Annotated in this window: 16 protein-coding genes; 2 read left to right on the forward strand and 14 right to left on the reverse strand. The window is 54.1% G+C overall.

Annotation, left to right across the window (positions count from 1 at the left end):
* Nucleotides 1-84: 84 nt before the first annotated feature.
* From TH468_RS13705 to TH468_RS13760, 12 genes are all read right to left on the reverse strand, one after another.
* The gene (locus tag TH468_RS13705; RefSeq protein WP_246832334.1) at nt 85-1404 is read right to left on the reverse strand and encodes a polysaccharide pyruvyl transferase family protein; all 1320 of its coding nucleotides are present in this window, start codon (nt 1402-1404) and stop codon (nt 85-87) included.
* On the reverse strand, nt 1385-2383 hold the full coding sequence (gene galE, locus TH468_RS13710; protein ID WP_085644994.1) for a UDP-glucose 4-epimerase GalE: 999 nt from the start codon (nt 2381-2383) through the stop codon (nt 1385-1387). Before galE ends, TH468_RS13705 begins: the two co-directional genes overlap by 20 nt.
* A gap of 105 nt (nt 2384-2488) precedes the next feature.
* Complete coding sequence (locus TH468_RS13715; RefSeq protein ID WP_085644996.1) at nt 2489-3679, reverse strand: polysaccharide pyruvyl transferase family protein; 1191 nt, start codon at nt 3677-3679, stop codon at nt 2489-2491.
* Between the two features lie 36 nt (nt 3680-3715).
* Complete coding sequence (locus TH468_RS13720) at nt 3716-5038, reverse strand: glycosyltransferase family 4 protein (protein ID WP_085644998.1); 1323 nt, start codon at nt 5036-5038, stop codon at nt 3716-3718.
* Entirely contained in the window at nt 5025-7217 is a 2193-nt protein-coding gene (locus TH468_RS13725) for a glycosyltransferase family 2 protein (RefSeq protein ID WP_085645000.1), read from the reverse strand. The genes TH468_RS13720 and TH468_RS13725 overlap by 14 nt, the downstream gene beginning before the upstream one ends.
* A gap of 159 nt (nt 7218-7376) precedes the next feature.
* Entirely contained in the window at nt 7377-8159 is a 783-nt protein-coding gene (locus tag TH468_RS13730) for a hypothetical protein (RefSeq protein WP_085645002.1), read from the reverse strand.
* Between the two features lie 21 nt (nt 8160-8180).
* On the reverse strand, nt 8181-9443 hold the full coding sequence (locus tag TH468_RS13735) for a glycosyltransferase family 4 protein (RefSeq protein WP_085645004.1): 1263 nt from the start codon (nt 9441-9443) through the stop codon (nt 8181-8183).
* Nucleotides 9440-10285, reverse strand: coding sequence for a class I SAM-dependent methyltransferase (locus tag TH468_RS13740; RefSeq protein WP_085645006.1), 846 nt, complete (start codon nt 10283-10285; stop codon nt 9440-9442). Before TH468_RS13740 ends, TH468_RS13735 begins: the two co-directional genes overlap by 4 nt.
* Nucleotides 10282-12534: a glycosyltransferase gene (locus TH468_RS13745; protein WP_085645008.1), complete on the reverse strand. Its 2253-nt coding sequence runs from the start codon at nt 12532-12534 to the stop codon at nt 10282-10284. Before TH468_RS13745 ends, TH468_RS13740 begins: the two co-directional genes overlap by 4 nt.
* A 69-nt stretch (nt 12535-12603) precedes the next feature.
* Complete coding sequence (locus tag TH468_RS13750) at nt 12604-13398, reverse strand: calcium-binding protein (protein WP_007089967.1); 795 nt, start codon at nt 13396-13398, stop codon at nt 12604-12606.
* Between the two features lie 334 nt (nt 13399-13732).
* Nucleotides 13733-15115, reverse strand: a complete 1383-nt coding sequence (locus TH468_RS13755) for an HlyD family type I secretion periplasmic adaptor subunit (protein WP_085645010.1) — start codon at nt 15113-15115, stop codon at nt 13733-13735.
* Nucleotides 15112-16773 carry a type I secretion system permease/ATPase gene (locus tag TH468_RS13760; protein WP_246832335.1) on the reverse strand — a complete coding sequence of 554 codons (1662 nt, stop codon included), beginning with the start codon at nt 16771-16773 and terminating at the stop codon, nt 15112-15114. The genes TH468_RS13755 and TH468_RS13760 overlap by 4 nt, the downstream gene beginning before the upstream one ends.
* A gap of 455 nt (nt 16774-17228) precedes the next feature.
* Here TH468_RS13760 and TH468_RS13765 point away from each other — a divergent pair, with 455 nt between their 5' ends.
* A complete protein-coding gene (locus tag TH468_RS13765) occupies nt 17229-17729 on the forward strand; it encodes a MarR family winged helix-turn-helix transcriptional regulator (RefSeq protein ID WP_085645014.1) in 501 nt (166 codons plus the stop codon).
* Nucleotides 17726-18919: a glycosyltransferase gene (locus tag TH468_RS13770; protein WP_085645016.1), complete on the forward strand. Its 1194-nt coding sequence runs from the start codon at nt 17726-17728 to the stop codon at nt 18917-18919. The genes TH468_RS13765 and TH468_RS13770 overlap by 4 nt, the downstream gene beginning before the upstream one ends.
* Here the strand turns inward: TH468_RS13770 and TH468_RS13775 are convergent, their stop codons facing one another.
* A complete protein-coding gene (locus tag TH468_RS13775; RefSeq protein ID WP_085645018.1) occupies nt 18920-19372 on the reverse strand; it encodes a Mov34/MPN/PAD-1 family protein in 453 nt (150 codons plus the stop codon).
* A gap of 26 nt (nt 19373-19398) precedes the next feature.
* Nucleotides 19399-19764, reverse strand: coding sequence for a hypothetical protein (locus tag TH468_RS13780; protein ID WP_085645020.1), 366 nt, complete (start codon nt 19762-19764; stop codon nt 19399-19401).
* Nucleotides 19765-19935 lie beyond the last annotated feature (171 nt).

Raw genomic sequence — 19935 nt, forward strand, 5'->3', positions numbered from 1 at the left:
GTCGCCATCCATTGCCGTTTGAAACGAAAAGAAATACGGGCATGACCGGCACTAGGAAAACCGGCCATACCCGCACAGCATTGATCACGCCGCCTCGACGACGTATGGGGTCGGAGTTGCACCAAGGCGGTGTGCCATGCTGTTCTCTTCGAGGAAGGTTTTGAGTTCACCAAACCTCATCTGGTAGGTTTCCTCGAAATGGCCGAAATCGGCTTGATCCCAAGCTTCTTCGAAAGAAAACTTGTCGATATAGCGACCGTCGACATGCGGAATGCCCAGCGTTTTGACAAATTCGCGGGTTCGCGTGTCATACGTGATGTAAAGCGCAGGCACTTCGTTGGCGAGCGCCAGAAGATTACCATGCAGACGGAAGCCGGTTACGGCATCAAGATGCCGTTCTGCTTCCTCGAAATCTGCCACCGTTTCGAAAACCGCCAGTGACGATTTATACAGTTGCAGGATCGGGTCGTTTTCACCGTAAAGCCAGCGTTCCTTGATAAGCTGATTGACGGCCTTTGCCATCACTTCGTCCGCGTTGGCAATCTGGTTGCAGCGGGCATAGAAAATGGCCTTTTCTTCCAGTTCACCCGCACACAGGAATTCGGTCTGATATCGTTCAGCAAGTGTGCGCATCAAATAGCGTTGCAGCGTCCCAAAACCATGTGTTTTGCGCCTTAGGGTAAAACCGAGCCTTTTAATTTCGTTGGCCTTGATGCGGGGGAGACTGAGTTTCGGTTTGCAGTGGCGGAACGCCGTCGGACACCCAAAAACGCGGACATTCTTGATCCCGATTGAGTTCAGCGCCTTTTTCGAAAGATTCCCGCGCACCCCCAGCGTTGCCGACCGATGAGATACGATTTGAAGGAAACGCTTGGTCGACTCATTGACGTAGTCTTCGGAATTGTCAGGTGTTTGTACACCAATACCAAATGCAATTACCGGAACTTTGGTTCGCTCCAGCACCCGAATGATCGGATCCCATTGACCGTTGGTATGGATGTAATTCGATCCGCGCAGAAACAGATAATCAAGCTGGTTGATTTTTTCGATCTGGGCTTCTGAAATATCGCCATTGGCCGAAGCATAAATAGGATAGAGTTCAGCGTAATCAAGAATTCTCAGGGATGAGTCATAGACGAAGCAGTCACCGATATTGGTAAATAGCCGAGTGGCTTTTTCCGGGGATCCAAAAGTATGCGTTACCACTCCGACATTTTCGACAACTCTGCCTGCCGGCATGAGAACGCCGATACGGGGCCTCTGGCCAGTTGAGGGGGTTATCTGGCTCATTTCTGGTACTCCTGCTATTGCGGTTCGGGCCATTTTGATCCTTCTGAACCGCTTGCTCGTAATGGACGTTTCCTCCCTTTCTGGCGCTCGGGTGTTATGCGGCGTCGACCACATGACGGTTTTTCAGGCTTTCCTCCCAGTCAAGGGCATGACGCACGATCATTTCAAGATCATCATGTTTCGGCACCCAACCGAGTTTTTCACGAACACGGTCTGCTCCGGCAATCAGGGCCGCGGGATCACCCGGCCGGCGTTCGGCCAGTTTGACCGGGAAATCAACGCCTGATACTTCCTTGACCGCCGAAATCACTTCCTTGACGGAAAAACCACGACCGTAACCACAATTCATCACGTCGCTTTCGCCGCCATTTTCCAGATATTCCAATGCAAGAACATGCGCATTGGCAAGATCGGAAACATGGATGTAGTCGCGAATGCAGGTGCCATCGGGGGTTTCGTAATCTTCGCCATAGATTTCCAGATGCGAGCGGACACCGGTCGCGGCCTGGCTTGCGATCTTGATCAGATGGGTCGCCTTGCGTGACGTCTGCCCTGCCCGACCTTTGGGATCGGCACCGGCAACATTGAAATAGCGTAATGCGACATAATTCATGTCATGGGCAACCGATGCATCGGCCAGCATCTTTTCCGTCATCATTTTCGACGTGCCATAAGGCGAAATCGGTTTTGACGGGAAATCTTCAAGGATCGGGGTTTTGGCCGGTTCACCATAAACACCTGCGGTCGAGGAAAAGATGAAATGCCGGATACCTGCATCAACAGCGGCCTGCGCCAAAGCACGCGAATTCACCGTGTTGTTGTAGTAATAATCAAGCGGGTAAACGACGGATTCCGGCACGATGATCGAGCCCGCAAAATGCATGATTGCCGTCACATCGTGATCAGTGATGAGTTTGCGAACCAGCTCATAATCGCCGCAGTCACCTTCGACAAAGGCAGCCCCGGCCGGAACGGCCCAGCGGTGCCCCTGACTAAGGTTATCGAGGACGACGACATGTCGCCCGGCATCCAGAAGTGCAAGCGCTGCGTGGCTACCGATATAACCTGCGCCACCCGTTACAAGTACAGTCATTGCCGTATCTCCTTGTTATCGCTGTCCATTTCTGGACATGCTTGTGGTGGCACAGCCATCCCGCCCGATAGATAGTACGGTGCGAAATGGCTGCACCGGGTTTAATCAGGCGACCTTGCGCTCGGGCTGAGCGTCTCGGGCCATCACATCAACCATTTTGTGGTCGATATTGTTTTCCGTAAGGAACGTTGCCATCTCGCGATAGGTCTGGAACCAGGCGCGATTGAATTTGTCGAACAGATCCTGATTCCAGTAATCCTCAAGCACGAATTCCTTTTTCGAGAACACGTCGTAGGAAGGAATCTGATAGGTTTCGGCAAATTCTACCGTGCGGCTGTCATAGGTGAAATAGATCGACGGAACACCGTTCGACAAAGCCATCAGATTGCCGTGCAAACGATAGCCCAGAACACAATCCTTGGTGCGGACCAGATGTTCGTAATCGGCCACGACATCCGAATAGAACAGCTTTTCGCGATACAGCTTTTCCATCGTCGGATCGAGATACCAGTTCTTGACCCAATCGTTGTTTTTAAGGGCCTGCATTGCCTCTTCTTTCTGGGCATTTGTCCCGAAAACCAGTTTCTTTTCTTCGGGTTCGCCCTGGGCCATCAGGGTGATGTCATCGAACCGATGTGCCAGTTCCTTGACCAGGTCACGATGGAAAGTCAGATACCGTTCGATGTTCTGTGCATAGGCCGGGGAAACTTCGCGCCGCAGGGTGATGCCGACATTGCGTACAGCGTCAAGCGACGGGAGCTTGATGCGCATATCCGGATTATTGGACCGGAAGGCCGTCGGACACCCGACAATGCGAACATTGGCTATACCAAGATCCCAAAGAACCTGGGCAGTGTAAGCCCCGCGCACACCGATTGAAGTCGTGGAATCGGCCATCATCCGCAAGACGCGTTTGGTCTGGTCGGACAATTCCAGCTTACCCTTGACCGGGGCCTGCGCACCGATACCAAAACCCAGAACAGGCAGGCGCAGCCGTTCAAGGACTTCGATGGTATTGCGCCAATCCATGTCAGAATGGATATAGTTCGACCCGCGCAGGAAGACGTAATCGTATTCTTCACGCAGACGATCAATGTCTTCCATTTTGGGCTCTGCAATCGGCAGAACACCGAGCTTGTCATAGTTCATCAATTTCAGTGATGAATCGTATACGAACGCATCGCCAATATTGTGATAGTGGTCGATACTACGTTGAATATCCTGATAATTGTACCAGCGGACACAATCATGGTCGTAGACTTCGCCCGATGGAATCATTACGAGAACGCGCGCCATAGTATTTCTCCTTGGCTAGGTGACTTCTGATTATCGTTATGCCGTGCTGGCGACGGAGTGCTGCGACACAGGAGTCACAGACATCGGGCGGGTCTCGAGAACCTCCCGGTACTGCGCGAGATGTTGCTCGGCGCAATTGATATAGGTCGGCGGGCGAGGAATCCCCTCACGCATCCGATCCCAGATTTTATTGTCGGTAAGGGCATCAACAAGACGGTCGGCAAGGTCTTCGGCACTGCCGACACGGAAATGCAGACCATTGACGCCATCAGTAATTTTTTCGGCCATGCCACCGATGTTGGAACAGATCATCGGACGCCCATGGAAGAAGGCTTCCTGAATGACGATCGGTGAATTTTCCCACCAGATCGACGGAATGATCGTCCAGTCGGCGAGCTCCATCAGTTTGGGCATTTCGCTGTTCTGATAAGCGCCATAGAACCGGACACGTTCACCGGCCTTTTCGATCAGGTCGTGGACTTTTTCCTGATATTCAATGGGTTGCCGCTCAAGATTGCCACCAAAGATCATCATCCGGGCATCATCCCCCCAGATATCATCAGGCACACGGCCCACCGCATCCAGCAGGATATCAGCACCCTTGAACATGGTCAGTTGACCAAAGAACGCGAAACGCGACCGGCGTGGCTGTGCCTTCGAAAGTGCCCGGGTATTTGCCGCCTCCTTGACGTCCAGACCGTTTTCGATCACCGACATCTTGTCACGATCCAATCCCCAGTCGACAAACCGGTCCGCCAGAAAATCGCTGGGCGACACATAATGATCGGCCAGATTAAGCATCGCCTTGATGAACCGTTCACGACGCAGAAAGGATGCCGGCGAGATGTTCTGGAAACAGCCGTTACATTCGATGGGGCTTGCCCGGTTGCAAAGCTTCGTGCCACCGCTTTTGACCATCTGACCGTGGTTGTGGCAGATCGTCAGGAATTCGTGGAAGGTAAAGAAGATCGCAGCATCCGGCATGGCTTCGCGGATCGCATAGATCGTTTCCAAACCGAGGCCGAGATAGTGGTGAAAATGCACAACATCCGGCTCATAATCGCGCACAAAGCGCAACAGATCGCGATCAATTTCGTCAGTATTCCCGTTCGACAGCAGAAAATGATCATAGTTTTCTGCATGATACAGGATTTCGTTATCTTTCTGGCGCAAGCTCATCAGTGCAGACGCACCGTGACGCGGCACCGGATGACCGACACGGGCCAGATAGAAGCTTTCCACCCCGTCCAGTTCGTTCAAGCCTTTATGCAGGTTGTAAGAGGCCACTTCGGCCCCGCCCAGCGACATGCTGGGATGTCCGTGCGAAATGATGAGGACACGCAGGTCAGTCGACGGCATAATTGTGGCTCCGCAAATTTGAGACGACCAATGACCAGCGGCGATCAAACGCCCAGCGGTCAAGACGATGCGAAAGTGCCTCCCAGGCGGGGGCGCTTGTTATCGATTGTTCGCTCCCCAGGACTTCGATTTCCGGAATCCACCATGAAGCCGTTCCGCCCATGCGCAGTTTCAGCGCAAGGTCGAGCCCCTTTTCCGACGGGCCAATATAGCCACGAGTAAAACCGTTTATGTCTTCGAATGCCTTGCGCGGCATGATGCAGCATTCCGGGGTTCCGGCACTGACTTCGGTCGGTTCGGCGTCGGCCAAAACGGCACGAGGATAACCGACATAACGATCCGACAGATACTGTCCGTCGACATCGCCCTCGATCCAGGTGCCTGCCCAACGGACGGAATCATCTTCAAACAAGATCGTCGGACAGACGACGCATTTGCTGCCGCGTTTGCGATAAGCCGCCAGCAATGGCTCGAACCAGCCTGTGTCATGCGGCAGGATGTGTGCTGACACCAACGCGATTGTTTCGGAATTCGTTGCAGCAACGCCAACCTCAAGCGCATCGCAGAAATCTTCGACACCCTCGGCAAAAACGATGCGGACATTAAGTTTGTAAAAGGCCGCCAGCCTCATCATGTCACTGCCGACCTGATCAAAACTTTCGGCGGGGCCTGCAATCACAATCGGCAGATGGCGCGTGACCTCATCAAGGCCAAGCAAGGCAATAGTGACACCGATATCGCTAATCGTGTCGTCAACACCAACGATCAGGGCAACTGGCGCGTCTTCATCGAAATTGCCGATATCATGGGTATCGATAGCAAACGGGCTTTGCGCCGTCATGTTCTGTAACATCGGGCCAAACTGTCGTTCGATGCTGTTTGATGCCGTAACCGAACGTGGATCAAGGGACGGCAGAACCCGCGACAATGCCTGTCGCGCCGACGCACGGGTCGGGTTTAGCGGGCAATAGGCCGGGAACGCGTCGGATATGGCCAGTTCCAGATAAACCGGCTGATCGGATGACGGTGTATCTTCCAGCGGACAGAACACCAGAAAACCATGGCTGTTACGTGCCGGGTTAAGCCCCGAAAACATCGGATCGTTCAGAAATGCATTGGTAACGTCGGGCCGTGACTGCCGGGTCCAGCGATCATCAATCCGAACCGCTTCACCGCCAACGCGCAACATGACGGCTTCAACCGCACGATCAGGGTCAAGCATCCAGCCCGATACCAGAATACCACTGCCTTCTATCACCAACGAAAAGTCGATCCCGATCCGCACCGGACGATCCAGTTCGGAAACAGTATCGCGACCATCAAAGCGATGGGCTGCCATCCGGATTTGCGCAAGGATGTTATCGGGCGCCTTCACCCGATCCAGAACAGAACGGATATGCGCAGGAACGTCTTGCAAGGCAACCAGCACGCGCTGCTGATAAACCTCGATCGAGAACCAGCCATCACGGCCACGGAAATAAACGCGCTGCAACTTGCTCGGATTGATCTTGGTGTCGCCAGCCATAAGCCCGGTAACGCCCGATGCATGTTCACCAAGATCATCGCGTTGAAATTCAGCACTGGTCAGTTCGGCAAGAACCGGACCTTCGTCTATCGCGATCACGCGGGTGCGGCCGGTCGGGAAATTGCTCGACCAGCCCTGAATGTAAATATCGCCTTCTTCCAGACCGCCCAGAACTTCGATAAAGCCGTTGCTTCGTGCAGCAATCCGGACAAGGGCAGCCACAGTGCGCAAACGCTTCTTGTTCGGGTTGCCAGCCAGAAGCGCTTCGATAACCCCGTCAATCACGGTCGCGAATGCCGACCCGGATTGCTCGGCCACCGCAGATAGAATGGATTCAAGTCCCTGCGAGCGGCTTTCAATCCGATATTCTCCGGGCTGTCCCGGTGCCTTGAACAGGGCCGTTTTCAATCGGCGTTGCGATACATTCTGCATCGGCAGAAGTGCTACAAAACCAAAAGCAGCCTCGGGTGGACCATCGGCACGACGCCAGCTGATGATTGATGCCTGAACCTTGGCATCGGATTGACCGTTCAGGAATACATCGATTGTCGCGGGCATCGCAGCACCGACACCCGCCATAAGCGCAAGCCCGTCATCGACCAAAGCGGCCACAACGGTCCTGCCGTCCAGCGGCATTCCAGACGGTTCAGTCATGCCCTGCCCTCCTTGTCATTTCTTGTGATTGTGAATTGAAAAACAGTGCAGCCCGCCCGAACGGCAACGTCATTACAAATGACGGTGCCGAAAAATCCGCGCTGCCTGTACTTTCGAGCAATTCGCGATGATTGGTGGCCTTTGTCATGACGCCCTGCCTCACCAAACCATTGCGCCGACAGAAAGCCCGACCGTCACACCAATCAGGCAGGACAGCACAAGAAGCGGCGTTTTCAGATCGTTGCGATGCCGCTCGGTCAATACGGAAAGACGTTCGTCAAATCCGCCAAGTGACTTGTCGAAGCGAACCAGGAAAACTTCGAGCTCCTCAACACGACGGGTTAGTTCGTCCTGCCCGCTACGAACAAGCTTCACACCGGCCTCGATCCCGTCATCGGCGGACGCCAGTTCATCCATGCGCTTGGATGCATCAACAAGGCGCTTGGCGGCTTCACGCTGACCATTTTGCAAAATGTGCTGAGCCGCCAGCAAACGATCAAGCCGGTCCAGAATTTTCGAAAGCGGCGCGTTGACGGCCGATTGCGCCTGTTGTTCGCTTTGCGACGGAATGCGCAACTCGATCTGATCGCCGGTTTCAGGCGCAATCGCGAAAACGCTAACATTTTCAACACTTGCCAAGGCGGCTTCGGGGAGCTCCACCTCAAATGCGTGGGCACCGTCGCCTATGCCATTACGGCGCAGGTCGACACGCTCGTTTTCGGCCTTCATACGCAACAAGGTATGCCCGTTCAGACGAACGATAACTTCGATGCGCGCATCCGGACGTTCCGGGCACCAGACCCAGCCAAACAACCGTTGACGGTCAATGGCATCAACGCGTCCCTCGACTGTCGGGATCGCCGGTTCGACGTCGTTTTTTGCCGCATCATTGGCAACGGGCTTTGCAGATGTTTCTGATAGGTCTTTCTGGGCAATCGCCATGAATACCTCCTTTTATCTGTATCAGGCCGCGACGAAATCAGGACGGATCATCTTGCGAAACAGCACAAGATGCTTTTGCGCGACATGATCGATACCGGCTGGCGGACGCACATGCCCCGACAGCTTCTTCCAGAGTTTCGGATTGGTGGCGCAGTCCTTCATCACGCGGGCAAGATCGGCCGGATCATCGGCGCGCACGTGAATGCCGTCATGACCATCGCGGACCATTTCAGCCATGCCGCCGATACCGCTTGTGATGACGGGACGGCCATGCTGGAATGCTTCCTGAATGACCAGCGGAGCATTTTCCCACCAGATTGATGGCACAACGATCCAGTCGACACGTGCCATAAGTTCGGGAATATCAGCCCGTTCATAGGCCCCCATACGGTGGACTTTCGAACCGGTTGCATCAAAAAGACCATCAATCTTTTCATTAAAGGCAACCGTCTGGAACGGTGCCCCGCCGTGAATACGCAATTCAAAATCGACATCATCGGCGGCCAGCTTCTGACTGGCTTCCAGCAGGACATCCGCCCCCTTCCATGGGTTCAGATTGCCGAAATAGCCAAACACATTTGGCATCCCGGCCCCCATATCGCGTTTGGGTGCGGCGGGTACGGACGGGCGGCCATTATGCATGACTTCGATCTTTGCCGGGTCAATTCCCCAATCGACATAGCGATCACGCAGGAACGCGCTGGGAGACAGAAATCGATCGACAACGCGAAGATGATTGCGCAGATTGACCGTGCGCATTGAAAACCGTTCCGGCGCAATGCCATCAAGACCGCAACGTTTGCCAATCCGGTCCGCTTCCAGATAACGCTGACGGGTCCCGCGATGGATCATCAGTCCGTCATTGGGGCAGATCGGATAATAGTCGTGCAACGTCATAACGATCTGGCAATGCGGCAGAACCCGCCGAATCAGCATCGGCAACTCGATCCCCCAAAGAACCAGATGATGAATGTGCACCACATCAGGGTCCCAGGTTTTCAGCAATTCTGTAAAGTTCGGCGCAACGGCATAAAGATCCGTCTGCGACATGTTGAACCGGTCAAAATGCCCGGCCCAGAACAACATTTCATCACCGGCATCATTGATCGCCTGAAAGCTGGTGCCCGGGCGACGTTCACGATGGATATCGTTGGTCGCGCCAATGAAAATGGCTTCGCATCCTGCCCGCTTATAGGCATTAAACAAATCGTGGGCGAAAATCTCGGTGCCGCCGGGATGCAAATCGGGATGATTATGAGCCAGAACCATGATGCGCGGGTTCATGCGTTCCTCCGCGGTTTTTCTGCAATCAGGAAGTCCTGGTAATGATCGGCCTGATCACCGTGCCAGGTTCCGAAACTTTTGGATTTCAGGGTAAATCCGGCGGCACTCATCGCGCCGTCGATGAAACCATCATCAAAGCCGACGGCCGCCATCGGGTTTTCACCCTTAAGATGCCAGCACGGCTGGTTTTCAAGTCTCTCAAGACTGGTCAAACGCGGGTCGCAGCCGGGATATGAAAGTTCCTGAGGATCACGAATGATAAAGGCCGTTAGAAACAGCTTCCCGCCCGGGCGCAGCACGCGGAACACCTCGGCGCAATAGGTTTCGATTTCTTCAGGCGGCAAGTGGGTTGCCACCGAGATCATTGCGGTGAAATCGAATGCACCATCCTGAAAAGGCAACCGCATGCCACGCCCGCCGATGGATCCTTCGGGATTATACAGCGCGTTTTTGACGTCCTGCGTCTGGAAACCAAAATTTGGATAAGCGGGTGAAATCGTGCGCTTGCACCATTCAATCCCGTTTGCAACCGGGTCAACGCCTTCGTAGATCGCATTGGACGCATCAAGATACTGGGTCAATGGCACCGCCATCCGCCCGATGCCGCACCCGATATCAAGCACATCATGATCAGGCATAAGGTCCGCCCGACGGACAAAATGCCCCAGAAATTCGGCACCGATGGCACGATAGTCGCCATCGCCGACAAAAACGGCTTCTTCGGGCGGTACCGGCAGAAAATGATTGGAGATGATCTGCTCGCAAAGCCAGTCCAGATGCTGTTCGCTTTTGGCGCCGAGCACCGGTTCATCATGGTTGGAAAATGCCAGAACCTGGCTCATGCCGCTTCTCCTTGATCATCTTCATCCGAAACACGGTTGTACGGCCGGTTCTGTGGAACATCGTTTTTGTGGAAATCCTCGAGCATGTCCGACCAACGCGAGGCATGAAGCCAGGCGTTGTATTGTGTCGCCACACCGAGCATGTAATCGGTGTGGGTCGATATCGACTTGCGCTCGAAATGATAAAGGCTGGCGTCAGGTACATATTTAATATCGAAATCGGCCTTGCGGATTTTGAGGCAAAGGTCGCTGTCCTCGTAATCGCCGATCACGTAATCTTCGGTAAAGCCACCGACATCATTGAACGTGCCGCGATGCAACAGCATGCAGGCCCCGGTGACCCCCGGAACGGATCGTTCAACATTGGCGTCACGGAACTGATCGGGCAGCCCTTTATAGAAATGATGGTTCAGCCATTGTCCGCGTTCATTGCGGGCAAAATACATTCCGGCATGCTGCAACGAACCATCTTCAAACAGAAGCTTAGGCCCGACCGCAGCAACATCCTGCGGACCGCCCATTTTTGAGGCCATCAATTCCAGCCAGCCAATCTGATAGGGAATGACATCCGAATTAAGCATCGCGATCAGGTCTGACCGAGCCTGTTCGGCACCTGAATTGCAGGCCCGCGCATACCCCCCATTTCGGGTCATGACCACCAGACGCATCGGCATGTCATATAGCAGATGCAACCCACGCAGCAGATGTTCGCACTCTTCTGCCTGTTCCGGAGAATCCAGAACGTAAATCACTTCGCAATATCGTGAAATCCAAGGGTCACAGGCAAAGGCACCAACCTGGGCACGCAGGAAATCGAGCACCCGATACAGCGGCACAACAATCGAAACAGCGGGCTCTTTAAGCTGCTCACCAAACTCGATGGTTCGATCCGTTTTGGCAGCAGCAAGCAATTTCTGCTGCAAATCACCAATGACCGGAGCTAGACAGTTTTCAATGATCTCGTCAGTCAGGTGCTGCGGTGGGACCGCACGCAGGATACGTGCCCGCGCCTCTGCCGGGTCAATGGGCTGGGCAGTCGGCACCATCAGATGACGGCTGCCCGACGTCAGCCGCATCAAGCTGCGCGGTTGAAGGATCGGTACCTGGCTTTGAATGTCACGATAAAACCCGACAAACCCGGTGGCCGAAACCGTTCGGTCGTCATCCATGACGTTCCCGGCATAGCGATAAAAACCATCGCCGAATGGATGGGCTGTGCCCTTGCTGTCAAGAATATCGATGCTGGCGATCATTTCAGCCGGATCACGATACCAGCCGCCAATCAGGGTACCACGCGCAGTGGTTACGGCAAGGTCGACCTCACCACTGGGCAAGCCACCGCCACCCGTAACCCGCTGGCTTGAAAGAGGACAGCGTAGCTGGAATTCAAGCGCGGCCTTTCTGGCCTTGGTATCGCCACGCGCCATTGCGCCAATGATATATTCGCGCAGATCGGCATCGGATTTGCCGCGCGCCAGCCACCATCGCGACAACGAGGGCAAAACTGGCGTCGCCGCCAGATGGCGAATGGCCAGCGCGCGTCCGCCGGTCACGACGAGATAGGCACCGTTCTCGGTACCGTCGCGATCAGCGATCATGTAGGTCTGTTTCTTGCCTTGCGGGCCCTCGCTGCTTTCGTGCGGAGGCACAGGCAGACGGCGGAACCCGAAAGAGGATACGATATAAATCGCTTCGATTTCACCGAACGCCACCGGCAGCCCGGCCGAGATCAGGATTTGCTGATCGGACAGTTTCGCAACCGCTTTGGCGCGCTGTGGCGCATCGACAATTTCGGAAACCAGTTTATTGAGAAATGCGGTGTAACTTTTGCTGCGGCGGGTACGAAACATGCTTGCCCACGCACCAAGCAGCGCAGACATAAGAGACAAGCGTCCAGATGGCGTCACGTCTTCAAGCAGAATGCTCGCATTGGCGAATTCAAAATCACCTTCCGGATCAATGGTGATTTCATCTTTGCGGCCAAGAGTCCCTGCTTCTGCCAGGAACGAAACCGGTTCGTCCTTGGGTCGACGGATCAGGCGCAGAAGTCGCGTGCCGCCACCATTAAGCGGCAAACGCAGTGTGGCTTGCGGCGAGATTGCCTTGCCTTCGGTAGTTTCAAGTTTGGGGACCGCCCACAAGCGGGTCGGCATATCCCAGATCAGAAGCAATGTTTCCGGGTTAAGCAGGCAAACGTCCGGCGCATCACCGGTCGTCCGCACGGCATCGGACGAGGCAAATTCAAGCATGGCGATTTTCACTTCACAAGAAGAACGGGGTGACGCCCGCAACATAAGTTGCGGACGCCAGCATTCGGATTACTGGACGCTGAAGAAGCTGTCCGGATTGTCCTGGACGTCTTCTGCATCGACATTGTTGAGGGTGATGGAATCCCCATTGCCAAGGTCGATAACAGTGTTGGCACCAACCTGCGATGCACGCGCGGCAATATCATCGGCACTTTCAATGCCGGTATCATTGATGTTGCTGCTAATGGAAAGCATGTCTTCACCAACCGTGAAGTCGAGCACGACGTCGTTGCCGCCGCCACCGGTGAAGACAAAGGTATCGCTACCCGAGCCACCGACCAGCAGGTCGTCCCCGGCACCACCGTCAAGGACATCGTCCCCGGAGCCGCCAAGCAGGACGTCATTGCCATCGCCACCCTGGAGAACATCGTCCCCAGAACCGCCCAGCAACTGATCGTCGCCTGCACCGCCAAGCATGATGTCATCGCCGCCACCGCCGACCATAAGATCATCGCCTGCGCCGCCATCAAGGACATCATTGTCCGAACCGCCAAGCAGGGTGTCGTCACCGGCACCACCTGACAGTACGTCTTCGCCAGAGCCACCTATCAACAGGTCGCTGCCGGAATCCCCCATCAGCACATCGTCACCCGATCCACCGAACAGGATATCGTCACCTTCGCCGCCAATCGCGACATCGTTTCCTGCACCGCCGAACAGGACGTCATCGCCCTCTTCGCCAAACAGAACATCGTCATCACCTTGTCCGAAGATTGTATCGTCACCGCCACGTCCGAAAATCACGTCGCTGAAACGAGACCCTAGAAGCGCATCATCAAAGGCGCCGCCTTCGAGAGTTGCCATGGTATCCTCCTTCGTGTCCCAACATTATTGACATCGCGGGGGTTATCCCCTCACGAGAGGCTGGCCGTTCCCTCAAGGCAGCTAGAGGCCACCCTGAGATCGGCCACACAGCAACCCTATATTCTTTTCTTTTATCTTAGGAAGATATTCTCGTGTTTTTATTGTGTCAATATTATGGATTAAGGCAAAAATCGCATTACACATCCAGATTTATTCAATAAATATTTGTTGTTTGTTTGATTTTTATTTAGTTTTACTTTTGAACAATAATCCAAAGAAAAAGGCCGCAGACCTTTCCAGCCCGCGGCCTTCGCACCCGCAGTATCAGCAAAAATCAGTCCTCGCGGAAGGCCCTGCTCATGCTTTCAGTGATCGGATCAATCAGATAGTCGATCGCCCTTCTGGGGGATTTCAGGATCAGAATGTCGGCCGGCATACCCGGTCGAATTTCGATATCATCGCGTTTTGCCAATGCATCGGGGTTAATTGCGGCCCGAACGATGTAATAGGAAGAATCGCGTTTCTCATCGACCGTCTGGTCGGCGGCAACATAGCGGACTTCGCCATCAAGCGGCGCCAACCGGCGCTGACTATATGCCGTAAGCTTGATTTGGGCTTTTGATCCGACATGAACCGAATCAATGTCCTGACGGTTGATCATGGCTTCGATCAGAAGCGGCTCGTTTTCCGGAATGATATCCATGATGGGTTCCGCCGGACTGATCACGCCACCCGGCGTGCGGATCTGAATATTGGCAACAATACCGTCCTGCGGTGCCTTGACTTCGCGCCGGTTCAGAACATCCTCGCTGGCGCGAATACGCTGGGTCACATCATTCAGTGCCAGTTGCGCTTCCTGGATTTCTGTCGCGATATCGCTTTGCCATTCCATTTCAATCGAGGCAAGATTGATTTCGGCCTCGGCCTTTTGCTGTTCGGCGGCGGCTTTTTGGGCCTTGAACTCGCCCATATCCCCGACAAGATCAGACCAGTTATTTTCTATCTCGACCAACTGGGTGCGCGTCGCGAAGCCCTTTTCCGCAAGCTGCCGGATGCCCTTGAGCTGCTCGGCAACAAGCTTTTCCTGACGGGTGCGGGCATTTATCTGGGATTCCAGCGCGCGTGCCTCGGCATCAAATTGTTCTATTTGCTTGGCTTGGGCATTTCGCTTGGCATCGTAAACCTCATTACGCTTGCCAAATAATCGCTTTTCATCCAGCAAGATATCGGCAACATAATCCTGCTCCGCATTCAGTATTTGCTGGGGAAAATCGATTTCACCACGGCCACTTTGCTCGGCACGCAGTCGGGCAAGCTTGGCGATAAGCCCATATCGTTCACCGCGCAGCTGGCCCAACTCGGACTCACTGCGTGTTCCATCCAGCAACATCAATGTTTGCCCCGCCTTGACGCGATCACCTTCTTCAACCAGCAGTTTCTTCAAAATGCCGCCTTCGAAATGGTTCACAACCTTTTTGCGGGAATCCACAATGATAGATCCCGATGCCACCGCAGCACTGTCGAGTTCGGCCGTAAAAGCCCAGGAAAAGAAGCCGCCAAACCCGACGGCAATAACGATGATCCCCGCCATGATCGGCTTTCGCAGGCTTTGACGCGACGCGGTGCGCTCTTCGTCAAGGACCTGATACCATGCCGGTTGCGGGTCTTCGGGAATCATGACCTCGCCACGGTTGTCGACATTGATCACTCGGTTCATGCTGCACCCCCGTTTTGCTGATTGCGCTTAACCGGGGGCAGGTTTTTGATGTCGTTATCATCCTGCGTCATCGCCCGGATCACATTGGTGCGTTCACCAAACTGTTTGACCCGCCCTTCCTGCATGACAAGCAGCTTGTGGGCGTATTGCATGATGCTTTGCCGGTGTGCGATCAGAACAACCATTGCCCCACCTTCTGCTGCCTGACGGACCGCCCGGATCAGTGATGCTTCACCTTCAGCATCAAGGTTGGCGTTGGGTTCATCAAGCACCAGAAGACGTGGCCAGCCATAAAGAGCACGGGCAAGTGCAATGCGTTGCTGCTGTCCGCCAGACAGGGTATGTCGCCCCGCCCCGATCGGCGTATCGTAACCAAGTGGCAGTCGGCCGATCATTTCATGCACCCCTGCTGCGCGGGCCGCATCAATCACCTTGCGCGGATTGGCTTCACGCATGCGACCAATATTTTCACGGATGGTGCCGTTCAGAAGCGACACGGATTGCGGCAGATAACCGACCATGTTGCCAAACGAACCGCGCTCCCAAAGATAGGTGCTATGCCCGTCGAGAAATACGCCGCCAGCAGTCGGTTTCGCAGATCCGACCAGCAGACGCGACAGGGTCGATTTACCCGCGGCCGACGGCCCAACCACGCCCAGAATTTCGCCCGGGTTAAGATCGAAGCTCACCCCGCGTAGAACCGGCACGTTCGAGCCGGGGACCGCATATACAAGATTATCGACAACAAGCGGCCCTTCGGAACGCGGTGTCGGTTCGATTTCGCGCTCGGACTGACGCTCTTCAAGGATATTACGGATGCGTTTCCAGGACGAAAGAGCAGAAACCCACGCCCGCCAATCGCGCGTAACATTATCAAACGGTAACAGAAGACGACCCATGATAATCGTACCGCCAATCATCGCCCCAGGTGTTGTTTCACCCAGAATAACCAGATACGCCCCCATCGCCAGCACGCAAATCTGCATGCCGAAACGGGCCGAGCGCGTGACGGAATACATGCCTTTACTTCGGACATTCCCGATATCAAGCAACTCACTGGCATGGACCTGCGATTGGCGCCAGCGCATGGCAAGTGCGGGTAACATGCCCATTGCCTCAATCGCCTCGGCATTTGATACGGTTGACCCGATATCGCCGATATTACGCAGATTGGCATCGGTGCCTTCCTTGGTGATCTGTCGCACCAGCAAATCACCCAACAGACTAAGCCCGATCAGGACCAGCACCGCCACAAGCCCCGCAATACCGTAAAACGGATGAAGGGCAAACATCACGCCAAGGAAAATCGGCGACCAGATCGCTTCGAGTGGCGCACTGATGGTATTGCCATTGATAAAATTGCGCAAATCCGACAAATCGCGCAGAACCTGCGTGCCCTGTATCGATCCTTTTTCAAGCGCCACGCTCATTGCCGCCGAAATGGCCGGCAAGTTCAGGCGACGCAACAATGATTTGGCCATTTCCTGAAAGATCAGGGCCCGAATGAAATCAAGGATGCCGTATAGAATGATGGCACCAATCGCAATTGCGAGCAGCAATTTAAGCGTATCGGTACTTTGACTGTTAATCACGCGATCATGCACCTGAAGCATGAAAAGAGGCACGGTCAGTTGCAGAACATTGATAAAGCCACTCAAGACCCCGGCCCATCCAAGACCGCGTACAAAAGTGAATCTCGCCTCGCGGATAACCGATTTTGCATCCAGAGATGGTCTGACAGCTTTGCTTTCTGCGGTTTTTGGCGTGTTTTTACGACCAAAATGCATTGATTTTCATCCAATCAGCCAAAAGTCATAGTTTTTCCGCAATCTAATCACATAGTTGCGATGTCATGATGATCTACAATAAAATCAAATATGTCGATCTCATGTTCATGATCTGACAATGTAAAAACAGAATAATACGAAGTAATTTTAAAATAAAAACACTTTGAAATTACTTCGAAATTACGAGCAAACTGAGGGAAGAATTGGGCGTGCGGAAAAATCGTTCAAGAGCAACGTCCTGTTATCTTCCCCACACGAAAGGCCTGCCTTGGTCGAAAGGCCATGGCATCAACTCTCGCTTGGGACCAGATAACGGATCAAACAACATGACCGTCACTCATCTTGAACTTGCAAATACTGTCGAGCGTATTTATCGGCGTTTTGCTGATCTGCTTCGTGTAGATCTTATTCGACTCGGCAAAGATGACATCAGCCCCGCACAAGTCGCGCTGCTGTTCACCATCGGCGACGATGAACTGTCGGTACGTGATCTTTTGGATCGCGGCCACTATATGGGATCGAATGCATCCTATAATCTGAAACAGCTGGCTGAATCGGGCTATGTCGAACGACATGTCATGGCCCGTGACCGACGGTCTGCCAGAATAAAACTGACGCGCAAGGGGCACGAACTTTGTGAATCCCTGCATGAATTTCACGAAGAATATCACAACGCACTGACCAATGGCCAGCAGGACCAGCAGGAAATGGAAACGGCACTTCGAACTTTGCGTCGCCTGGAGGAATTCTGGACACAGACCCTTCGGTATGGCGGTGTCCCCGTCACAAGTGGCGTTATGACACACGAGCTTCGCAGTCGCCGATGAAAATTGTCTTTGTCCACCGTCATGGACCGGGACAATTTGTTCACCTGGCCTGTCATCTGGCAAATGCCGGATGGCAGGTTTCCTTCCTTTGCGAAGCAATGAACGTACAGCTTCCCGGCATTCGCGTCCTGCGCCAGCGGGCAACTCCGCCACCGCCTGCGACCCCATTTCCGCAATATCACCAGCAGATCGGCATGCATGCGGCGACAACACTTGATTCACTCGTCGCACAGGAAGGCCCACCCGACATCGTTTACGGACATATCGGTTGGGGCAGCATGATGTTTGCGCGCGATGTCCTGCGCAAAACGCCACTGGTTGGCTATTGCGAACATTTTTACCACGCCGAAGGTCGCGATGTCGGCTTTGACCCGACAGAAACGGTGACCTTGGCAAAACGCACACAACTGCGGCTGCGCAACAGCGCACAGCTTTCAAGTCTGGAGGCAATAGACACCGGGATCAGCCCCACGGCATGGCAGAAAGCCGCCTTTCCGCAAAGTTTCCATTACAAGATCGGTATTTGCCACGATGGCATCGATATCCATCGTTGCCGTCCGGACGATAAGGCACTGCTGCGCCTGCCCGATGGTCGTGTGCTGCGACATGGCGATCCGATAGTGACCTATGTTGCACGCGATCTCGAACCCTATCGCGGCTTTCCACAATTCATGCGTGCCGCAGCTAAGTTGGCCTGGCGCAACCCCGATGTAACCTTTGTCATCGCCGGGGGGGATGGCGTCAGTTATGGAACGCCGCGCGCCGACGGCCAGAAATGGCGTGATGCGATGATGGCTGAAACCGGTATGGATCCCTCTCGCATCGTCTTTCTAGGGCAAATCCCGCATGATCAGCTGATCCGTCTGTTCCAGATCAGTTCGGCCCATGTCTATCTGACATATCCGTTTGTTTTGTCATGGTCGGTACTTGAAGCCATGGCATGCGGAACGCCGGTGATCGCATCGGACACGGGCCCTTGCCGCGATATCATTCGTCATGGCAGGAATGGATTAATGTGTGGCTTCTGGAATGAAGACCAGCTTGCCAGCACAATGGCCGAAGCATTGGCCAATCCTGACCGGCTTCGCGAAATACGCCAGCTGGCGCGTCGGACAATCACGCAAAACTTCGCGCTTCAGCAATCACTTGAAAAGCAGACTGGCCTGATCGAACGCATGGCAAAGCAATGATCAGGGCTCGGCGATCTCACAAGTTTTGAAATAACGCGGTGCTGTGTCATCGGCACGTTCCGGCATCCGGCGATATAGCTGCCATTCATCAACGCCGTTTTTGCCGGTGGCGAAAATCAGCCACAGAAAACCTGCTTCTTCGGCGCGGGACAAATCGGTTTTCGATGGCTGGCAATCGCCATTCGGATGTGAATGATAGCATCCGATAATCGCCTCTCCGCGTTGCCGAACCGATCGATGCGTCGCAATCAGAACGTGCGGATCAATTTCGAATGTTTTTTGGCGATCAATGGCGACATTGCGTGCTGCAACAAAACGCAAAATAACTTCGGGACTTTCCGCGTCGGCAATCAATAGACCACAGCACTCCTCCGGCCATGCCGCAGCTGCGATATCTGAAATCTCTGCCAGCAAACCTGTCCGCAGTTTTATGATTTTACCCGCGTCGATCATCAAACCACCATCAGTTCAAGCGGTGCTTATTGCGGCTCCACCAGTAAAATCTGCCCAAGAATAGCGCCATCACGCAAAGAAACAATCACCAGACGGCTTCCTTGGCGTCCCTCAAGACGAAGAGTTGCCTCTGTTCCCTGACGGGAAAAATCAACCAAGGTCTCCCCCGGTGCCAAATCAACATTGATCGTTCCGAACGGTGCGATCTGTGTTGCTGATCGTGGGCCTGTATCTGTTGGCATCTCAGACTGCCCCGCAATCGGCGCGGATAGCTTAGGCGCATCGGATGCAACGCTGCCATCTTCCTGACGCGACAGGCCATAAACCACAAGTGCGACGCCCGCAACGATCAGCACTCCCATAAAAGCGACCAGAATCTTGATAACGCGCATCACATTTCCGATTGATAAGTTGATAGAATGCCCCTGTCTCGCGTCACGCTACGATCACAACAGGCCTGACAGGACGATATTGAAGGCCATAGCGACAAGAGAAGCCAATTGCAAGTTTGCAAAGCGGGATTGCATTTCATCAGTAAGCGATTAAAACCGCCCTTTAACGGA

The sequence above is a fragment of the Thalassospira sp. MCCC 1A03138 genome (assembly GCF_002115785.1).
Taxonomy (GTDB): Bacteria; Pseudomonadota; Alphaproteobacteria; order Rhodospirillales; family Thalassospiraceae; genus Thalassospira.

Excerpts from the sequence above, each read along its gene's own strand:
- TH468_RS13705 (WP_246832334.1), bottom strand. The coding sequence starts at position 1,404 with ATGTGGTCGACGCCGCATAACACCCGAGCGCCAGAAAGGGAGGAAACG.
- galE (WP_085644994.1), bottom strand. The coding sequence starts at position 2,383 with ATGACTGTACTTGTAACGGGTGGCGCAGGTTATATCGGTAGCCACGCA.
- TH468_RS13715 (WP_085644996.1), bottom strand. The coding sequence starts at position 3,679 with ATGGCGCGCGTTCTCGTAATGATTCCATCGGGCGAAGTCTACGACCAT.
- TH468_RS13720 (WP_085644998.1), bottom strand. The coding sequence starts at position 5,038 with ATGCCGTCGACTGACCTGCGTGTCCTCATCATTTCGCACGGACATCCC.
- TH468_RS13725 (WP_085645000.1), bottom strand. The coding sequence starts at position 7,217 with ATGACTGAACCGTCTGGAATGCCGCTGGACGGCAGGACCGTTGTGGCC.
- TH468_RS13730 (WP_085645002.1), bottom strand. The coding sequence starts at position 8,159 with ATGGCGATTGCCCAGAAAGACCTATCAGAAACATCTGCAAAGCCCGTT.
- TH468_RS13735 (WP_085645004.1), bottom strand. The coding sequence starts at position 9,443 with ATGAACCCGCGCATCATGGTTCTGGCTCATAATCATCCCGATTTGCAT.
- TH468_RS13740 (WP_085645006.1), bottom strand. The coding sequence starts at position 10,285 with ATGAGCCAGGTTCTGGCATTTTCCAACCATGATGAACCGGTGCTCGGC.
- TH468_RS13745 (WP_085645008.1), bottom strand. The coding sequence starts at position 12,534 with ATGCTTGAATTTGCCTCGTCCGATGCCGTGCGGACGACCGGTGATGCG.
- TH468_RS13750 (WP_007089967.1), bottom strand. The coding sequence starts at position 13,398 with ATGGCAACTCTCGAAGGCGGCGCCTTTGATGATGCGCTTCTAGGGTCT.
- TH468_RS13755 (WP_085645010.1), bottom strand. The coding sequence starts at position 15,115 with ATGAACCGAGTGATCAATGTCGACAACCGTGGCGAGGTCATGATTCCC.
- TH468_RS13765 (WP_085645014.1), top strand. The coding sequence starts at position 17,229 with ATGACCGTCACTCATCTTGAACTTGCAAATACTGTCGAGCGTATTTAT.
- TH468_RS13770 (WP_085645016.1), top strand. The coding sequence starts at position 17,726 with ATGAAAATTGTCTTTGTCCACCGTCATGGACCGGGACAATTTGTTCAC.
- TH468_RS13775 (WP_085645018.1), bottom strand. The coding sequence starts at position 19,372 with ATGATCGACGCGGGTAAAATCATAAAACTGCGGACAGGTTTGCTGGCA.
- TH468_RS13780 (WP_085645020.1), bottom strand. The coding sequence starts at position 19,764 with ATGCGCGTTATCAAGATTCTGGTCGCTTTTATGGGAGTGCTGATCGTT.